Below are 17,246 nucleotides of genomic sequence, written 5' to 3'. Positions count from 1 at the left end.
CGGGGGGCGCGGGGCGCCCCGGGCCGGCCTTTGTCAGGAGATGCTCGATGAAAGACCAGGACGCGCAGTTCGATAGCCTGCTTCCGCCGCTGAGGCTGGACCGGCGGGGATTCATCGCCACGTCGGTGGCGGCCGGATTTTCGCTGGCCGCCGGCCAGGCCGTGGCGCAGACCGCCATATCCACGAATGCCGACGGCCTCACGGCGGGCAAGGTCGACATCCCGGCCCCCGACGGCAAGATTCCCGCCTACCGCGCGGCGCCGCAGGGCAAGAAGGGCCTGCCCACGCTGATCGTGGTGTCGGAGATATTCGGGGTGCACGAATACATCCAGGACGTATGCCGCCGGCTGGCCCACCAGGGCTACCTGGCCGTCGCGCCCGAACTGTTCGCCCGGCAGGGCGATCCTTCCAAGTACACCGAGATCCCCAAGCTGCAGGCGGAGGTGATCGGCAAGGTGCCGGACGCCCAGGTGCAGGGCGACCTGGACGCCACCGCCGCCTGGGCCGCCGCCAACGGCGGCGATACGGACAAGCTGGGCATCCTGGGCTTCTGCTGGGGCGGCCGCCAGGTCTGGCTGTACGCCGCGCACAATCCCAAGCTGAAGGCCGGCGCGGCCTGGTACGGCCAATTGGCGGGCGAACCGAGCGAACTGAAGCCGAAGTCCGTGATCAGCCTGGTGAACGAGCTGAAGGCGCCGGTGCTGGGGGCCTATGGCGGCAAGGACGCGGGGATTCCGCAGGCCGACGTGGACCGCATGCGGGTCGCGCTGGCCCAGGGGCCGGCGGCGGCCAAGGCGTCCCGGATCGACGTCTATCCGGATGCGCCGCACGCGTTCCACGCGGATTACCGGCCGTCTTACCGGAAGGCGGAAGCGGAGCAGGCCTGGACCCGGATGCTGGACTGGTTCAAGCAGAACGGGCTTTGAGGGGCTCGTGGATTCGTTGGTGTCAGACACCCGTGAGGCGTTGCTTCAGGCTTGATAGGCCTTGCCGTAGGGGTGTCTGACACTGGCCTGCAGGTATGTGCAGGTGTCTGACACCAATCGCGGCAACACTCTCTTCCCTCGGGGGTGTCAGACACCCGGCTGCGCCAGTGCAGACCATAGACCAGCTCGTACGGGTGTCAGACACTACCACTAATACCCGCCCCACACCTCTACTTCGCATCCTCCCCCGGCAACCCATCGTTGACCTCGGCCAACGCATTCTTCATCTCCTCGTACTCCATGACCCGCTCGCTCTGGAACCCGCCCAGCACGCCCCGGCAGCCGTCCACGCCCGAACGCTTCATTTCGTCCATCATCGTCTTGCCCTCGGCCTGCCCCTTCTGGAACAGCGCGTCGTAGCCGCCCGCGGAAAATCCGTACTCCTGGGCGTACTGGAGCAGGTTCTTGCGGGCGGTGGCCTGATGCTGGGCCAGGTCGGGCTCGGAGGCGCCGCAGGCGCGGGCGGCGCCGTTGGACGCGCCGGCGGCCATGACGAAGGAGTCGTACTGGGCCTGTTCGCTGGCGTCCGGGGCCGCCCAGGCGGGAGAAACTGCGCCCAGCACCCAGGCCAGGCCGGTCAAGATCTTGCGTATCGGTGAATCTCCGCTTGCTGCCCGCGCGCCGGTTGAAGGCGTCCGCCGGCAAGGATTTCCATTGCGGCATTATGGCAATCAGCCGTTTCGAGGCCATGATGCCGCGGTGTGGAGTCGTTTCAGACTGTTCATCTTCTTTTCTCGCGGCCCGCCGTCCAGCAGGGCGGCCGCGCAAGAACTATGATGGAGCCTGTGGAGCGATCCCGCCCCAATGCATTGCCCCTTTTTCCCCATGGAGATCCACATGACGATCAAAGTCGGCGACCGCGTGCCGGACGGCACCCTGACCGAATTCATCGAAACCGAAACCGCCGGCTGCTCGCTGGGCCCCAACGCGTTCCAGGTCGCCGACCTGGCCCGTGGCAAGACCATCGCGCTGTTCGCCGTGCCGGGCGCGTTCACGCTCACCTGCTCGGCCAAGCATCTGCCGGGCTACGTGGAGCAGGCCGCCGCCCTGAAGGCCAAGGGCGTCGATGAAATCTGGTGCGTGTCCGTCAACGACGCGTTCGTCATGGGCGCCTGGGGCCGCGAACAGAAGACGGACGGCAAGGTCCGCATGCTGGCCGACGGTTCCGCCCTGTGGACCAAGGAACTGGGCCTGGAGCTGGACCTGGTCCCGCGCGGCATGGGCGTGCGTTCGCAGCGCTACTCGGCGCTGATCGTCGACGGCGTGGTCAAGCAACTGAACGTCGAGGCGCCTGGCAAGTTCGAAGTCAGCGACGCCGCCACGATGCTGTCGCAAGTCTGACCCAACGCAGTTCCCGTTTTACCGCTTAACGCCGCGAGCCGCCCCGGCGGCCCGCGGCGCTGCCGCCAGCGGCGGTTGCCGACGCCATGCTTGCCACCCTCTCCTCATTCTCGTCGCTGTATTTCGCGACCTTGCTGATGCTGATCGGCACGGGTCTGTTCAACACCTACATGGGCCTGCGGCTGACGGCGCAGTCCGTCAGCGAAGTGTGGATCGGCGCCCTGATCGCCGGCTACTACCTGGGCCTGGTGTGCGGGGCGCGGCTGGGCCATCGGCTGATCATCCGCGTGGGCCACATCCGAGCGTTCGTCGCCTGCGCCGCCATCGCCACCAGCATGATCCTGGCCCAGACGCTGGTCGACTCCATGCCGCTGTGGCTGGTGTTCCGCGTCATTTCGGGCATCGTGATGGTGACCGAATTCATGGTGATCGAGAGCTGGCTCAACGAGCAGACCGAAAACCACCAGCGCGGCCGCGTCTTCTCCGTCTACATGGTCGTGTCCGGCCTGGGCACGGTGCTGGGGCAACTGGCCCTGACCGCCTACGCCACGCTGGACCTGCGGCCGCTGACCCTGGTGGCGATGTGCCTGGTGCTGTGCCTGGTGCCCATCGCCGTCACGGCGCGCTCCCACCCGCCGACGCCGCTGCCGGCGCCGCTGGACATCCGTTTCTTCATGCGGCGCGTGCCGCTGTCGATGACGGTGCTGTTCGTGGCGGGCAATCTTTCCGGCGCTTTCTACGGCCTGGCGGCGGTCTACGCGGCCAAGCACGGCCTGTCCACGTCGCAGGCGGCCATCTTCGTGGCCGCCGCGGTGACCGCGGGCCTGCTGTCGCAATGGCCCATGGGCTGGCTGTCCGACCGCATCAACCGGGCCGGCATGATCCGCTTCAATGCCTTGCTGCTGGTGCTGCTGCCCGCCGTCATGTGGGGCTGGCTGGCGCTGCCGTACTGGGCGCTGGTCGCCATGTCCTGTGTGTTCGGCGTGTTGCAGTTCACCTTGTATCCGCTGGGCGCGGCGTTCGCCAACGACCACGTCGAGTCCGAGCGCCGCGTCAGCCTGTCGGCCGTCCTGCTCATGACCTACGGCGTGGGGGCCTGCGTGGGCCCCATGATCGCGGGGGTGATGATGTCCCTGGCCGGCCCCAGCATGTACTACGTGTTCACGTCGGCCTGCGCGCTGATCCTGGTCTGGCACGTCCGCCCCACGCGCGTCACCGGCGCGCACCAGGTGGAAGAGGCGCCGACGCACTTCGTGCCGATGCCCGACACCCTGCAGAGTTCGCCCGCCGCGGCGGTGCTGGATCCGCGCGTGGATCCCGAGAACGATATCGCCATGGAAATGGCGCAGCCCGATCCGGCGGGCATCGCCCCGGCGGCCGGGCCCGCGCCGGCGGACCCGGCCGAGGACGAAGCCGACGGCGGGCGCGAGGCCCGCACCGGCACCTGACCCCGGGACGGCGCTCTCACCAGGGCGCCATCAGCACGATGGCGGCCAGGGCCAGGGCGACGCCCGCGATATTCAGCCGCGACAGCGGCTCGCGGAAGGCCAGCGCGCCGACCAGCGTGCCCAGCGTGATAACGCCCATGTTCATCGACGCGAACACCAGCGCGGGATGTTCCGGCAGCGACTGGTGCGCGCGGATATAGGTCAGGATGTTGCCGAAGTTCGCCAGCCCCAGCGCCACGCCCGCGGCCAGGTGCCTGGGCCGGCAGCGCACCCGGCGCAGCAGCAGGTACGCCAGCATCAGCAGCCCGGCGATGACGAAGGCCAGGAGCAGGCCGCCCGCGAAGGCGGTGCCCGCGCGCGCCATCTGCTTGAACAGGATGTCGATGACGCCGTAGCCCAGCCAGACGGCCAGCGGCCACAGCCACGCCGCGCGGCCGCCGCCGGGCCCGCCGTCCGCGGGCGCCTGCGCGGGGGCGGCGCGGCGCAGCAGGCAGTACAGCGCGCCGGCGGCCAGCAGCGCCGCCGCCAGCTTGCGGCCGCTGGGCGGCTCGCCGAACAGCAGGAACGCCGCCAGCAGCGGAATGAACAGCGACAGGCGCTGCGCCGCGTCGCTGCGCACGATGCCGGCATGGCGCACGGCCGCCGCCATCGCCAGGAACACGCTGGGCAGCAGCACGCCCAGCGCGGCCAGCACCAGCCAGGGCGTCCGCGGCGTGAGCACGCCGGCGGGATCGGGCCGCAGCACGGCCCAGCAGAGCAGGGCGGCCACGAGGTAGTTCATGGCGATGGCCTGCCGCACGTCCACCTGCCAGCGCCTGGCCAGCTTCAGCAGCACGGCCACGGTCACGCTGCACGCGACGCTGGCCAGCAGGTAGAGCAGGCCCGGGGTCAGCGGCACGCCAGCGCTTCCGAGGTGTGCTGCGCGGCGTCGATCCGCATGCCCAGGCGCGCCAGCAGGCGCTGGTCGGCTTCCATCTGGGGGTTGGCGGTGGTCAGCAGCGCGTCGCCGTAGAACATGGAATTGGCGCCGGCCATGAAGCACAGCGCCTGCAGCGCGTCGTCCATGGCTTCGCGGCCGGCCGACAGCCGCACCGCGGCGCGCGGCATGGCGATGCGGGCCACCGCGATGGTGCGGACGAATTCGAACGGATCCAGCGGCTCCACGCCGGCCAGCGGCGTGCCTTCCACCTGGACGAGGTTGTTGATCGGCACGGATTCGGGGTAGGGCTCCATGCTGGCCAACTGGGCGATCAGGCCGGCGCGCTCGCGCCGCGATTCGCCCATGCCCACGATGCCGCCGCAGCACACGCTGATGCCGGCGTCGCGCACGCGGTCCAGGGTGTCCAGGCGGTCCTGGTAGGTGCGAGTGGAAATGATCTTGCCGTAGAACTCGGGCGAGGTGTCCAGGTTGTGGTTGTAGTAGTCCAGGCCGGCCTGCTTGAGCTGTTCGGCCTGCCCGTCGCGCAGCATGCCCAGGGTGACGCAGGTTTCCAGCCCCAGCGCCTTGACGGCGCCGACCATCTCGGCCACCGCGTCCAGGTGGTGGGGCTTGGGGCTGCGCCAGGCGGCGCCCATGCAGAAGCGCTGCGCGCCGCCGGCCTGCGCGGCGCGGGCCGCCGCCACCACGTCTTCCAGCGGCATCAGCTTGTCGGCGTCCAGGCCGGTGTCGTAGTGCGAAGACTGCGGGCAATAGGCGCAGTCCTCGGGACAGCCGCCGGTCTTGATCGACAGCAGGCTGGACAACTGGATGGCGTTCGGGTCGAAGTGGGCGCGGTGCGTCTGCTGGGCGCGGAAAACCAGGTCCATGAACGGCAGCTCGTAGAGCGCCATGATGCCGGCGGCGCTCCAGGCGGGCGCGGCCTTGGGCTTGGCGGCCGTCGGGATGGGGATGTAGGCGGTCTGCATGGTCGGGCTCCTGTCGGTCTTGCGGAATCGCGCCGCTTGCCGGGCAAGGGCGGGATCGGCGGATCGTAAGAAGCTGTGCAGGGTTTGCGCAATGCAGGCGGTATTGCTGGAATTGAAGGGTGGTAGAAGGTTGTTTTGACGGAAATGGGGGATTTTGGCTGTCCCCGGACGCTAAGTCGTCCTCATCTTCGGCGACGCGGCGGGCCGGGTTATTTTGAATCAAATTGTAAAATAACGGCGTGCTCAGTCCTTCTGCCGCTTGCCCGTCCTGCGGGCGGGCTCGTGGCCGGTGATGCCGCGGTCGCGGGCCCAGACGATGGCCGCGCTGCGGCGGTGCACGCCGATCTTGCTGTAGATCGTGGCCACGTGATTGCGCACCGTGTTGCGCGACAGTTTCAGGCTCCTGGCGATGCCGTCGTCGTCGTGGCCCTGGCACATCAGGCCCAGCACCTCGCGTTCGCGCGAGGTGAGCTGCGCCAGTTCCGCCACGTCGCGCGTGGCGGGCGCGGGCTGGCGCAGTTGCGCCAGCTTTTCGATGATGCCGCGGCTGAACCAGGAGGTGTCCTGCATGACGGCCTCGATGGCGGTCAGCAGCTCGGTCTCGGAGCGCTTGCGTTCGGTGATGTCCTGCATCACGACCAGCGCGCGCCGCTGCCCGCCGATCATGACGGGTTCGGCCGACACCAGGCAGTCCAGTTGCCCGCCGTCCGGCGTGGCCAGCGCGGCCTCCCGGTTGCGGGCGCTTTCTCCGCGCTTCAGGCCCGCGGCCATGCCCTCGTAGGGTTGCAGGCCCAGCCCGCTGAGGGTCTGCCCGATGCAGTTTTCCGCGTCGGCGCCGATGGCCGCCGCGAACGCGTCGTTGACGTCCAGCACGCCCAGGTTGTCGCCTTCGCACAGGGCCATGGGCACGGGCGCCAGGCGGAAGGCCTTCGAGAACCGTTCTTCGCTTTCGCGCAAGGCCAGTTCGGTGCGCTTGCGGGCCTCCAGGTCGATGAAGGTCAACAGCATGCAGGGTTCGCCGTGCATGTCGATGGGCTGTCCGGCGACGATCACGAATCTCTCGCCGCCGTCCGCCAGTTTCACCACGCCTTCGCGCTGCGGGATGGTCTGCCCTTCGTTGAGCCGGGCGACCGCGTCTTCCTTGTCGTCGCCGCCGTCCAGCACGTCCAGTTCGTAGGCCGATTTGCCCAGCACGGCGTCGCGCGCGTAGCCCGTCATTTCCAGGAAGCCCTGGTTCACTTTCACGTAGCGCAGGTCGGACAGCCGGCAGATCAGGGCGGGGGCGGGGTTGGCGCCGAAGGTCCGCTCGAAGCGTTCCTCGGCGTTGATCTGGCCGGTCTGGTCGTGCAGGATCAGCACGCGGTAGTCCGCGCCATCACCGCTTTCCAGGTTCAGCCCGCGCGCGCGCACGTTGCGCAGGAATTCCTCGTCGTCCTTGCGCCCCAGGTTCAGCAGCAGGTCTTCGAACGGTTCGGCCGCCGCCAGGCGGTCCAGCGGATACTGGCGGGCGGCCACCCGGCGGCGATTGCGGTAGGTGAGGGTGTAGCGCTTGCGGTAGCCGGAAGGGGTGCCCCCCAGGTCTTCGAGCTTGTCGGCGCCATGCAGGCTCAGCGCGCTGGCATTGGCCCAGGCGATGGCGCCGTTGGCTTCCAGCAGGATGATGCCTTCGTTCAATCCAGCGATGATGCTCTGCAGATGCTGGCGGTGCGCATGGGGGGCGGCGGCATTTGCGGTCACGTAGTCCTCTTCATTTCGCAGGGCATGAACGCAAAGGATGAAGGCGCGCGGTCCTGCTGTCCAGATGGCGAAACGGACGAGTCTGAGCGTACGGGAGGAGACGGGAGGGGGAGGCTGCGCGAAAGCGCGGGAGCGGAAATGCAAAAAGCTCCGGAAACCGGAGCCTTCGATGGATGCTGCTGAAGCGGAACCTGCGAGCGGCGCAAGCTGCTTGGCGGAGCGGACGGGACTCGAACCCGCGACCCCCGGCGTGACAGGCCGGTATTCTAACCAACTGAACTACCGCTCCGCAGCGGTGTACTCTGACTTCTTCACTACGCTGCGGTGTCAAGGCAGCGGGTACCGCAAGCCAGCGAACTGGCGTCCCCTAGGGGATTCGAACCCCTGTACTCACCGTGAAAGGGTGATGTCCTAGGCCTCTAGACGAAGGGGACCTGAACAAACAACTTTACTACCGTACTGCTTACTGGTGGAGGTAAGCGGGATCGAACCGCTGACCTCTTGCATGCCATGCAAGCGCTCTCCCAGCTGAGCTATACCCCCCAGGAATCCTCGTTGCCACAGACTGCCGGCAACCAGGCCTTACACCCTAAAAAGCAAAAAGCCCCGAATACGGAGCTCTTGAAAGACCCTGGGCGAGAGAGCTTTTGGCGGAGCGGACGGGGCTCGAACCCGCGACCCCCGGCGTGACAGGCCGGTATTCTAACCAACTGAACTACCGCTCCGCAGCGGCTTACTCAACTACTTGGTCACTTCAACTGCATCTAGGTACTGCATCAAACTACTTGCTTACTGCTGCCAGCGAACTGGCGTCCCCTAGGGGATTCGAACCCCTGTACTCACCGTGAAAGGGTGATGTCCTAGGCCTCTAGACGAAGGGGACCTGGACCTGCAAAACTCGTACTGCATTCTTCGCTTTGGACTGGTGGAGGTAAGCGGGATCGAACCGCTGACCTCTTGCATGCCATGCAAGCGCTCTCCCAGCTGAGCTATACCCCCGTTTCTCTAATCAATTCCGTTCAACGTTTTTACGAACTTTTCGAGAGGTTTTCACGAAATTTTCGTCTGTCGTTGCCGGTTTTGTTTAGTGCCGTTGGCGAAGAAACGAGATTATGCACGAACTAAATAGGGTGTGCAAGTCGCTTTGCGGCAAAAAACAAAAAAGTTGCGAAAAAAAGGGGCCAGGGAATGCCCGCAAGCCCGGTTTTGCGCGTTTCTTGCGCAGGGCGGAAAACCCTTGCCGGCGCCAAGCCCAGGAAAATCAAGGATTTGCGAGAATGCTATCGTGATCCAAAAAAAATCCGCCGCGTCCGGCGATGTTGTCCCAAGACGGCGTGGCGCGCCCGCGAAGCCCGCCGCGGGGCTGACGGCGGCGGACATCAAGACATGGACGTAGCGCAATGAGCAGCAACACCTCTTTCCCCACGCGCCCGCTGGGCCGCACCGGCATGGCGATCACCCGCATCGGCCTGGGCGCCTGGGCCATCGGCGGCAACGGCTGGGCGGTGGGCTGGGGCCCCCAGGACGACACCGACTCCATCGAGGCGATCCGCCGGGCGGTGGAGCGCGGCATCAACTGGATAGACACCGCGGCCGTCTACGGGCTGGGGCATTCCGAGGAGATCGTGCGCCGCGCGCTGGCGCAGATGCCGCTGGACGAGCGGCCCTACGTCTTCACCAAATGCGGCCTGACCTGGTCCGCCGAACAGCCGGGCGCAATGCCCCGGCGCACGGGCGCGCCGGCCAGCATCCGCCGGGAAATCGACGGCTCGCTGCGGCGCCTGGGAGTGGAACGCATCGACCTCTACCAGATGCACTGGCCCGCCGGCGACGGCACGCCGCTGGAAACCTACTGGCAGGTACTGCTGGACCTGAAGCGCGAAGGCAAGGTCAGGGCCGTGGGCCTGTCGAACCACAATCTGGCGCAGTTGCAGGACGCCGAAGCCCTGGGCCACGTGGATACGCTGCAGCCGCCGTTCTCGGCGGTCCAGCGCGCGGCCGGCGGCGACCTGATCCCCTGGTGCGCCCGCAACGGCACGGGCGTCATCGTCTACAGCCCGATGCAGTCCGGCCTGTTGACCGGCCGCTTCAGCGTGGACCGCGCGCGCGCCTTGCCCAAGGACGATTGGCGGGCGCGCAACGCGGAATTCGCATCGCCGAACCTGGAACGCAACCTGGCGCTGGCCGAGGCCTTCAAGCCGGTCGCCGAGCGCCACGGCACGACCGTCGCCGCGGTGGCGGCGGGCTGGACGCTGGCATGGTCCGGCGTGACCGGAGCCATCGTGGGCGCGCGCAGCGCGGCCCAGGTGAACGGGCTGCTCGGCGCCGCGGCGCTGGAACTGGACGGCGAGGACATGGACGCCATCGCCGCGGCGATCGAGCGGACGGGCGCGGGAACGGGGCCGTTGCGTCCACCCGAAGAGAACGGCGCGCTGCCGGCCAATCTGTTCGCCTGAGGGCGTCAGCGGCGGCGGGTCTTGCGGCCGCTGCCGACCGCCGCGATCAGCGCCAGGCCGATCAGGGCCAGGGCCGTCTTGTCGCCGAAGCGCGCATAGGGCGTCAGGCCCGTCATGCCCTGCACGGCCACCGGCAGCACGCCGGCCTGCAGCGGCGCGAGCTGCGCCGCCACGCGGCCGCGGGCGTCGATGGCGGCGGTGATGCCGGTGTTGGTCGAGGTCAGCATGGGCCGCGCGGTTTCGATGGTGCGCAAGCGGCCGATCTGCAGGTGCTGGCGCAGGGCCCAGGAGTCGCCGAACCAGCCCAGGTTGCTGACGTTCACCAGAATCGTCGCGCCCGGTTCGCCATTGGGGCCCGGTTGCAGCGCGGGCAGCAGGTCCGGCCCGAACAGGTCTTCGTAGCAGATGTTGAACGCGAGGTGCTGGCCGCCCACCGCGAACGGCGTCTGGCGCGGCGCGCCGCGGTCGAAGTCGCCCAGCGGAATGTTCAGCATGTCGACGAACCAGTGGAAGCCCGGCGGCACGTATTCGCCCCAGGGCACCAGGTGGCGCTTGTCGTAGCGCATCGCGGTGTTGCCGGCCAGGAGCTGTTCGAGCGGGGTGTCGCCGTCGAAGCCCATGACGCTGTTGGTGTAGCGGTCGCGCCCGTCCACGCGGTCATGCAGCGGCACGCCCATCGCGATGACGGTATTGCGCTGCGCGGCCACGCCGCGCCAGGTGTTCCAGATGCGCGGATCGAGCTGGTCCTGGAAGAGGGGCAGCACGGTTTCCGGCAGGATGATCAGTTGCGGCGCGGGCACGCCGGGCGCCGGCGGCATGGCCGTCAGGTCCAGGTGCCGGATCAGGCTCTGTTCGAGCAGGGCGGGGTCGAATTTCTGGGACTGTTCGATGTTGCCCTGGACCAGCCGGACGTTCAGCGGATCGCCGGCGGGCGCGGACCAGTCGATGCGCGACAGCGGCCAGCCGGCGGCGGCCAGCGCCAGCGCGATGCCGGCGGCCAGCGCGTGGCGCGGGCCGGGCCCCGCCTTTTTCGAGGGTTGCCACAGGCTGGCGGCCGCGGCGGCGACGAAGGCGGACAGGAACGCCATGCCGTGCACGCCCAGCAGCGGCGCCCAGCCCGCGATCGGGCCGTCGACCTGCGCATAGCCGATGTTGAGCCACGGGAATCCCGTCAGCAGCACGGCGCGCAGCCATTCGAACGCGGCCCACATCGCGGCCCAGGCCAGGGTGCCCGACAGGATGCGGGAAGGCGGAGAGTCGGGCGAAAGCGGCGCATAGCGGCGCGCCAGCGCGGCCGCGGTGGCCGGGAACAGGGCCAGGAACGCGGACAGGGCCAGCACGGCGGCGGCCGACAGCGGCGCGGACAGGTCGCCGTAGCGGTGCAGGCTGATGAAGATCCAGTACAGGCCCAGCGCATAGGTGGCGAAGCCGAACAGCCAGCCGCGCGCCCACGCCTGCCTGGCGGAGGGCGCGTACAGCGTCGCGCGGGCGGCGATGGCCAGCATCAGGACCTGGGTTGCCGCCAGCGCCCAGTCGGGCAAGGGGCCGGGCGAGAAGGTCAGGGCGTGCGCGGCGCCCGCCAGCAGCAGGCCGGCGGCGCCGCGCAGGAGACGGCCGCGCGGAGAACTCGTCATGCGTCGGCGGAGGACTGGGAGGCGCGGGGCGAGGCGTTGCGCTTGACGCGCAGCCAGATGGCGCGGCGCGCGTCGCCGCGGGCCACTTCGAGGCGCAGGCCGTCGAACTCGGCGGTGTCGCCGCGGCGCGGGATGCGGCCCAACTGGCCGCCCATCCAGCCGCCGACGCTGTCGTATTCGTCGTCGGGCAACTGGCAGCCGAAGACGTCGTTGAAGTGCGAGATATCGGTGGCCGCCAGGACGCGCCACTGGTTTTCGCCTTCGGGGAAGATCGAGTCTTCCTCGGTTTCGTCGAATTCGTCTTCGATGTCGCCGACGATCTGCTCCAGCACGTCTTCCATCGTGACCAGGCCCGAAATGCCGCCGTGTTCATCGATGACGATGGCCTGGTGGTTGCGGCTGGCGCGGAACTCGTGCAGCAGCACGTTCAGGCGCTTGGATTCGGGGATGAACACGGCCGGGCGGACCAGCGTGCGCAACTCGATGCCGGGTTCCAGCATGCAGCGCAGCAGATCCTTGGCCAGCAGGATGCCGATGATGTTGTCGCGGTCGCCTTCGTAGACGGGGAAGCGCGAATGCGCGGTCTCGATAACCGAGGCCACGAGATACGGAATGGGCTGCGTGACGTCCAGCAGGTCCATGCGCGAGCGCGGCACCATGATGTCGCCCACGGTGCCCTCGGACACGGCGAGCGCGCCCTTGATCATTTTGTAGGACTCCGCGTCGAGCAGATGGCGGTCGTGCGCGGCTTCCAGGACGGCCTTGATGCCTTCGCGGTCCTCGGGCTCGCGGCGCACGAGGGAAAGCAGGCGGTCTAGAAGGGATTTGGTGGCGGGTTTGGACGAGCGAGCAGGCGTCGCTTCGGGAGCGGGATAAGGGTCAGACATCGTCCGGGAGGACAAGTTGTGGAAGAGCCAGCATAACCGAAAGTGGCTTCCAGTTTGTAACGGCAGGGGCCAAAATGAGGGAAACTACCGCTATCTGCGCCTTGCTGGGCGTCAATTTTCGGCTTTTTTGCCGGCGGGCCACGCCAAGGGCAAAAGCGCCCCGCGCAGGGGCTGTCAGGGCGCCACGTAGGGGTCCGCGATGCCCATGGCGGCGAGCGTCGCGGTCTCCAGCGTTTCCATGCGGCGGGCGTCGCGGGCCTTGATGTGGTCGTAGCCCAGCGAGTGCAGCACGCCGTGGATGGTCAGGTGCGCGGCATGGTCCAGCAGCGCCTTGCGCTGTTCGCGCGCCTCGCGCACCAGCACCGGCACGCACATCACGATGTCGCCGCGCGCCACGCCCAGCGGGTCCACGCCGTATTCGAACGTCAGCACGTTGGTGGCGTAGTCGCGGCCGCGGAAATCGCGGTTCAGGCGCCGGCCTTCGGCCGCGCCGACCAGGCGCAGGCTGAGTTCGGCGGCCGAGAAGCCGACCAGGCCGTCTTCCGCCGCCGCGGCCAGGGCGCGTTCCGCCCACCGGCGCAGGCGCCAGCGGGGCAGGCGGGCTTCTTCCACCCCGTACTGGACGGACAGGGACAGGTCAGGCTTCATTCTTCGGCGGCGCGGTCGTAGGCGTCGACGATCCGGGCGACCAGGGGATGGCGCACCACGTCGCGGCTGGTGAATCGGGTGGTGGCGATGCCCTGCACGTCGTGCAGCACCTTCACCGCATGCGCCAGGCCGCTGTCCTGGCCGCGCGGCAGGTCCACCTGGGACGGGTCGCCGGTGATGACGGCTTTGCTGCCGAAGCCGATCCGGGTCAGGAACATTTTCATCTGTTCCGGGGTGGTGTTCTGCGCTTCGTCGAGGATGACGAAGGCGTGGTTCAGCGTGCGGCCGCGCATGTAGGCCAGCGGCGCGATCTCGATCGTCTGTTTTTCGAACAGGCGCTGCACTTTCTCGAAGCCCATCAGGTCGTACAGCGCGTCGTACAGCGGCCGCAGATACGGATCCACCTTCTGCGCCAGGTCGCCGGGCAAAAAGCCCAGGCGCTCGCCGGCCTCGACCGCCGGACGGGTCAGCACCAGGCGCTGCACGGTGTCGCGCTCCATCGCGTCGATGGCGCAGGCCACGGCCAGCCAGGTCTTGCCGGTGCCGGCGGGGCCGACGCCGAACGTGATGTCGTGCTTGAGGATGTTGTTCAGGTAGTCGCGCTGGCGGGGCGTGCGCGGACGCAGGTCGCTGCGCTTGGTGCGCAGGGCGATGCCGTCGCTTTCGTCGTCCAGGGCCGGCAGCGGGTCCATCTCCTGGGCCTGCTCTTCCTTCAGTGTCTCTTCCTGCCGGCCGACGCCGATCTCGACGAGCCCCAACTGGATGTCGTCGACCGACAGGGCGCGGTGCACGGCCTGTTCGTGGAAGCGGCGCAGCACCCGGGCGGCCAGTTCGGCCAGTTCGCCTTCGATGGTGACCCGGCTGCCGCGTCGCGACAGCTTGACGTTCATGCCGTCGGCCAACTGGCGCAGGTTTTCGTCCAGCGGGCCGCAGAGGTTGGACAGGTGGGTGTTGTCGCCGTCCAGGACGACGATGGCGGGCATGCTGCGGCGGGCGCGGGAGCGGGATGTGGTCATTCGGCCTCTGGGGAAACGCGGTCCACGCCGGCCACCCGCGCGCGCAGCGAATTGGTGTGCGCTTCGGTGATGATGACGTCGACCATTTGTCCGATGAGCCGCGCGGGCGCGGCGAAGTTCACGATGCGGTTGTTCTCGGTGCGACCCATCAGTTCGTTCGGGTCGCGGCGCGAGGGGCCTTCGACCAGCAGGCGCTGGCGCGTGCCGATCATGTTGCGGGCGATGGCGGCCGCCTGCTCGTTGATCAGCGCCTGCAGGCGCTGCAGGCGGCGCAGCTTCACGTCCTGCGGCGTGTCGTCGTGCAGGTCGGCCGCGGGCGTGCCCGGACGGCGCGAATACACGAACGAGAACGAGGTGTCGAAACCGACGTCCTCGATCAGCTTCATCGTTTTCTCGAAATCTTCCTCGGTTTCGCCGGGGAAGCCGACGATGAAATCGGACGACAGGGTCAGGTCGGGGCGGGCGGCGCGCAGGCGCCGCACGACGGACTTGAACTCCAGCGTGGTGTAGCCGCGCTTCATGGCGGCCAGCACCCGGTCGCTGCCGGCCTGCACCGGCAGGTGCAGGAACGACACCAGCTTGGGCAGGCGGGCGTAGGCGTCCACCATGCGCTGGGTCATTTCCTTGGGGTGCGAGGTGGTGTAGCGGATGCGTTCGATGCCGGGGATTTCGTGCACGTATTCCAGCAGCATGGCGAAGTCGGCGATCTCGTCCGTGTCGCTCATGCGGCCGCGGTAGGCGTTCACGTTCTGGCCCAGCAGCGTCACTTCCTTCACGCCCTGGTCGGCCAGGTCGGCCACTTCGACCAGCACGTCGTCGAAGGGGCGCGAGACTTCCTCGCCGCGGGTGTAGGGCACCACACAGAAGCTACAGTACTTGCTGCAGCCTTCCATGATCGAGACGAAGGCCGTGGCGCCGTCCACGCGCGGGGGCGGCATGTTGTCGAATTTTTCGATCTCGGGGAAGCTGATGTCCACCTGCGAGCGGCCTTCTTCGCGGCGGCGCTGGATCAGCTCGGGCAGGCGGTGCAGCGTCTGCGGGCCGAATACCACGTCCACGTAGGGCGCGCGCTTGACGATCGCCTCGCCTTCCTGGCTGGCCACGCAGCCGCCCACGCCGATCACCAGGTTGGGATTGGTTTTCTTCAGGTGCTGTACCCGGCCCAGGTCGGAGAAGACTTTTTCCTGCGCCTTCTCGCGCACCGAACAGGTGTTGAACAGGATGACGTCGGCCTCTTCGGGGTCGTTGGTCAGTTCCAGCCCCTGGTCGCCGCGCAGCACGTCGGCCATCTTGTCCGAGTCGTACTCGTTCATCTGGCACCCGAAGGTGCGGATGTACAGCTTGCGGGGGGAGCCGGTGCCGGCGGCCGGGGGGGCGGCGTTCGCGCCGTCGCGCGGAGCGTCCGCGCGCTTGAGGGAGATTTCTTGCATGATGGTCGCCGTGACGGGTGTAGATCCCGGGGGCAGAAAGATGGGAAAGGCCGAATTTTAACCCTTGCGTGGAATTTGTTTCTTGGTCTGGCGCCCCGCGGCCGTTACGATAGCGGGCGCACCGATATCAGACTCCAGTAATATTTCTCATTTCCCAGAAAGCGGCACCGATGACATCCAACCCCTTGACGCCTCCGGTAGCCGCTCCCGCGGTCGATGCCGCCCCGGGCGCGCCCGCCGCCGAGCGCTTCCGCAACCCGTTTTCGCCGCTGGTCTGGCTGCTGCTGGGCTGCGCGCTGGCGCTGGCCGCCGGCGCCTGCGCGCTGTGGATAGACCTGCCGCTGGCCGTCTGGATCCAGCGGTCGGTGACGGAGCCCGTGGACGCCTCGTTCGAATGGGTCGGCGAAATGGGCGAAAGCGGCCACTATATCTTCATGGCGCTGGCCTTCTATGTCATCGGGCTGGTCGGACTGGCGCGCGGCTGGCGCAACCCCGTGCGCATGAGCTATGCCAGCATGGCGCGGGGCAGCCTGCTGATGCTTGCCACCATGGCGGTGGGCGGGCTCATCGTGCTGGTGCTCAAGCGCTCGGTGGCGCGGGCGCGGCCCGAGCTCTTCTTCGAAAAAGGCATCTACGGGCTGGGCGAATCGTTTTCGCGTTCCCAGCTCTTCAATTCCTTCCCGTCCAGCCATACTTACGCGGCATTCGCCGTGGCGGTGGTGCTGGGCATCCTGGCGCCGCGCTGGCGCTGGGTGTTCCTGCTGCTGGCGGCGCTGGTGGCCGTCAGCCGGCTGGTCAACCTGGACCACTACCTGTCCGACGTGATGACGGCCGCCGGCATCGCGGTGCTGGTCGGCCACGTGCTGGCGCCGAGGGTGCTGGACGGCAAGTACCAGTGGCCGTTGCGGGCGCCTTGGAGGTGGTGGAGTAAACCCAACCTTCCGCGTGTCTGACACCCGTATGAGACGATCTTTCGACCACGAAACAGTCTTCCCGGGTGTCTGACACCGGCTGACTTTGAACGGCCGTCCAGATACAGATACGGCCGGTGTCAGACACCCGCCAGCGCCCGAGTACGGCGGCGTCCATCTCCTCGGGTGTCAGACACGCGGAAGGTTGGGTTCCCCGTGCCGCCGCAGGGCTGGCGGTCCACGCCCGGGATCTCGACGATGCGGATGCTGGCGGTGCCGGCCGGCGGCGTGGCGCCCACCGTGCGCACCAGGTCGGGCTGCGCCGCCAGTTGCTCGGGCGTGATGCAGTCGACGCTGACGCCGATGCTGGCGCCGATCAGCGCGTTCAGGCGTTCGGTCAGGTCGGCCTTGTCCAGCGTGGATTCGGGCAGGTCGAAGTCGATGCGCGCGGAGTCGGGCGAGATATTGCAGCCGGTCACGGGCGCGGGCACCAGCGAACCCAGCAAGTGCAGACAGGTGTGCAGGCGCATGAGCCGATGGCGCCGCGGCCAGTCGATGGCCACCGACACGCGCTCGCCCACCTGGGGTAGCGCGTCGCCGTCCGGCACGTGCAGGATGCGCTGGCGGTCGTCGGCGTACCGCGTGTCCGCCAGGGGCAGCACGCGTCCGTCGGCCAGCGTCAGCGTGCCGCTGTCGCCCGCCTGTCCGCCGCTGCGCGCGTAGCAGACGGTTTCGTCCAGTTCGATGCCTTCGGGGCCCACGGCCACCACGGTGGCGTCGCACCGGTCCAGATAGGGGTCTTCGTCGAATCGCTTGCGGGGGGCGGGCATGGATGGGTCTCCGGATC

At 68.1% G+C, this 17,246-nt stretch carries 15 protein-coding genes and 6 tRNA genes; 5 read left to right on the top strand and 16 right to left on the bottom strand.

Going from position 1 to position 17,246, the window contains the following annotated elements; all coding sequences use genetic code 11:
- Positions 1-47 precede the first annotated feature (47 nt).
- The gene (locus WHX56_RS28385; RefSeq protein ID WP_338879613.1) at positions 48-926 is read left to right on the top strand and encodes a dienelactone hydrolase family protein; all 879 of its coding nucleotides are present in this window, start codon (positions 48-50) and stop codon (positions 924-926) included.
- Between the two features lie 230 nt (positions 927-1,156).
- On the opposite strand, the gene WHX56_RS28380 is transcribed toward WHX56_RS28385, so the two are convergent.
- Positions 1,157-1,579, bottom strand: a complete 423-nt coding sequence (locus tag WHX56_RS28380) for a hypothetical protein (RefSeq protein ID WP_129246504.1) — start codon at positions 1,577-1,579, stop codon at positions 1,157-1,159.
- A 244-nt stretch (positions 1,580-1,823) separates the two neighbouring features.
- On the opposite strand from WHX56_RS28380, the gene WHX56_RS28375 reads away from it, so the two are divergent.
- Positions 1,824-2,327, top strand: a complete 504-nt coding sequence (locus tag WHX56_RS28375; RefSeq protein WP_338879612.1) for a peroxiredoxin — start codon at positions 1,824-1,826, stop codon at positions 2,325-2,327.
- 86 nt (positions 2,328-2,413) lie between these two features.
- Complete coding sequence (locus WHX56_RS28370) at positions 2,414-3,775, top strand: MFS transporter (protein WP_338879611.1); 1,362 nt, start codon at positions 2,414-2,416, stop codon at positions 3,773-3,775.
- A gap of 16 nt (positions 3,776-3,791) precedes the next feature.
- On the opposite strand, the gene WHX56_RS28365 is transcribed toward WHX56_RS28370, so the two are convergent.
- The 9 genes from WHX56_RS28365 to WHX56_RS28325 form a co-directional block, all read right to left on the bottom strand.
- Entirely contained in the window at positions 3,792-4,667 is an 876-nt protein-coding gene (locus tag WHX56_RS28365; protein WP_338881847.1) for an EamA family transporter, read from the bottom strand.
- Positions 4,664-5,680, bottom strand: coding sequence for a biotin synthase BioB (bioB, locus tag WHX56_RS28360; protein ID WP_129247273.1), 1,017 nt, complete (start codon positions 5,678-5,680; stop codon positions 4,664-4,666). The genes WHX56_RS28365 and bioB overlap by 4 nt, the downstream gene beginning before the upstream one ends.
- 243 nt (positions 5,681-5,923) lie before the next feature.
- Positions 5,924-7,417, bottom strand: a complete 1,494-nt coding sequence (locus WHX56_RS28355; RefSeq protein ID WP_129247275.1) for a PAS domain S-box protein — start codon at positions 7,415-7,417, stop codon at positions 5,924-5,926.
- Between the two features lie 212 nt (positions 7,418-7,629).
- Positions 7,630-7,706 (bottom strand) — tRNA-Asp (locus WHX56_RS28350).
- Between the two features lie 69 nt (positions 7,707-7,775).
- A tRNA-Glu gene (locus WHX56_RS28345) sits at positions 7,776-7,851 on the bottom strand.
- A 33-nt stretch (positions 7,852-7,884) separates the two neighbouring features.
- A tRNA-Ala gene (locus WHX56_RS28340) sits at positions 7,885-7,960 on the bottom strand.
- A gap of 105 nt (positions 7,961-8,065) precedes the next feature.
- Positions 8,066-8,142, bottom strand: a tRNA-Asp gene (locus WHX56_RS28335).
- A gap of 82 nt (positions 8,143-8,224) precedes the next feature.
- Positions 8,225-8,300 (bottom strand) — tRNA-Glu (locus tag WHX56_RS28330).
- 40 nt (positions 8,301-8,340) lie between these two features.
- Positions 8,341-8,416, bottom strand: a tRNA-Ala gene (locus tag WHX56_RS28325).
- Between the two features lie 401 nt (positions 8,417-8,817).
- On the opposite strand from WHX56_RS28325, the gene WHX56_RS28320 reads away from it, so the two are divergent.
- Positions 8,818-9,873: an aldo/keto reductase gene (locus WHX56_RS28320; RefSeq protein WP_287752580.1), complete on the top strand. Its 1,056-nt coding sequence runs from the start codon at positions 8,818-8,820 to the stop codon at positions 9,871-9,873.
- 5 nt (positions 9,874-9,878) lie between these two features.
- Here the strand turns inward: WHX56_RS28320 and lnt are convergent, their stop codons facing one another.
- From lnt to miaB, 5 genes are all read right to left on the bottom strand, one after another.
- Entirely contained in the window at positions 9,879-11,507 is a 1,629-nt protein-coding gene (lnt, locus tag WHX56_RS28315; RefSeq protein ID WP_338879610.1) for an apolipoprotein N-acyltransferase, read from the bottom strand.
- A complete protein-coding gene (locus WHX56_RS28310) occupies positions 11,504-12,394 on the bottom strand; it encodes an HlyC/CorC family transporter (protein WP_129246026.1) in 891 nt (296 codons plus the stop codon). Before WHX56_RS28310 ends, lnt begins: the two co-directional genes overlap by 4 nt.
- A 174-nt stretch (positions 12,395-12,568) precedes the next feature.
- Complete coding sequence (ybeY, locus tag WHX56_RS28305; protein WP_129246028.1) at positions 12,569-13,042, bottom strand: rRNA maturation RNase YbeY; 474 nt, start codon at positions 13,040-13,042, stop codon at positions 12,569-12,571.
- Positions 13,039-14,058, bottom strand: coding sequence for a PhoH family protein (locus WHX56_RS28300; protein WP_129246030.1), 1,020 nt, complete (start codon positions 14,056-14,058; stop codon positions 13,039-13,041). The genes ybeY and WHX56_RS28300 overlap by 4 nt, the downstream gene beginning before the upstream one ends.
- Positions 14,055-15,488, bottom strand: coding sequence for a tRNA (N6-isopentenyl adenosine(37)-C2)-methylthiotransferase MiaB (gene miaB / locus WHX56_RS28295; RefSeq protein ID WP_338879609.1), 1,434 nt, complete (start codon positions 15,486-15,488; stop codon positions 14,055-14,057). Before miaB ends, WHX56_RS28300 begins: the two co-directional genes overlap by 4 nt.
- A gap of 170 nt (positions 15,489-15,658) precedes the next feature.
- On the opposite strand from miaB, the gene WHX56_RS28290 reads away from it, so the two are divergent.
- Positions 15,659-16,441: a phosphatase PAP2 family protein gene (locus WHX56_RS28290; protein WP_338879608.1), complete on the top strand. Its 783-nt coding sequence runs from the start codon at positions 15,659-15,661 to the stop codon at positions 16,439-16,441.
- A gap of 98 nt (positions 16,442-16,539) precedes the next feature.
- Here WHX56_RS28290 and WHX56_RS28285 read toward each other — a convergent pair whose 3' ends face one another.
- Positions 16,540-17,229, bottom strand: a complete 690-nt coding sequence (locus tag WHX56_RS28285) for an alanyl-tRNA editing protein (protein ID WP_338879607.1) — start codon at positions 17,227-17,229, stop codon at positions 16,540-16,542.
- Positions 17,230-17,246: the final 17 nt, after the last annotated feature.

This window comes from Achromobacter veterisilvae (assembly GCF_037619525.1).
GTDB lineage: Bacteria > Pseudomonadota > Gammaproteobacteria > Burkholderiales > Burkholderiaceae_B > Achromobacter > Achromobacter veterisilvae.
The sequence above is the reverse complement of the archived record's forward strand: the minus strand, read 5'-3'. Positions and strand labels throughout refer to the sequence as shown.

What these genes read in the sequence shown, in the direction of transcription:
- WHX56_RS28385 (WP_338879613.1), top strand. Translation starts at nt 48, where the DNA reads ATGAAAGACCAGGACGCGCAGTTCGATAGCCTGCTTCCGCCGCTGAGG.
- WHX56_RS28375 (WP_338879612.1), top strand. Translation starts at nt 1,824, where the DNA reads ATGACGATCAAAGTCGGCGACCGCGTGCCGGACGGCACCCTGACCGAA.
- WHX56_RS28370 (WP_338879611.1), top strand. Translation starts at nt 2,414, where the DNA reads ATGCTTGCCACCCTCTCCTCATTCTCGTCGCTGTATTTCGCGACCTTG.
- bioB (WP_129247273.1), bottom strand. Translation starts at nt 5,680, where the DNA reads ATGCAGACCGCCTACATCCCCATCCCGACGGCCGCCAAGCCCAAGGCC.
- WHX56_RS28320 (WP_287752580.1), top strand. Translation starts at nt 8,818, where the DNA reads ATGAGCAGCAACACCTCTTTCCCCACGCGCCCGCTGGGCCGCACCGGC.
- lnt (WP_338879610.1), bottom strand. Translation starts at nt 11,507, where the DNA reads ATGACGAGTTCTCCGCGCGGCCGTCTCCTGCGCGGCGCCGCCGGCCTG.
- WHX56_RS28310 (WP_129246026.1), bottom strand. Translation starts at nt 12,394, where the DNA reads ATGTCTGACCCTTATCCCGCTCCCGAAGCGACGCCTGCTCGCTCGTCC.
- ybeY (WP_129246028.1), bottom strand. Translation starts at nt 13,042, where the DNA reads ATGAAGCCTGACCTGTCCCTGTCCGTCCAGTACGGGGTGGAAGAAGCC.
- WHX56_RS28300 (WP_129246030.1), bottom strand. Translation starts at nt 14,058, where the DNA reads ATGACCACATCCCGCTCCCGCGCCCGCCGCAGCATGCCCGCCATCGTC.
- miaB (WP_338879609.1), bottom strand. Translation starts at nt 15,488, where the DNA reads ATGCAAGAAATCTCCCTCAAGCGCGCGGACGCTCCGCGCGACGGCGCG.
- WHX56_RS28290 (WP_338879608.1), top strand. Translation starts at nt 15,659, where the DNA reads ATGACATCCAACCCCTTGACGCCTCCGGTAGCCGCTCCCGCGGTCGAT.
- WHX56_RS28285 (WP_338879607.1), bottom strand. Translation starts at nt 17,229, where the DNA reads ATGCCCGCCCCCCGCAAGCGATTCGACGAAGACCCCTATCTGGACCGG.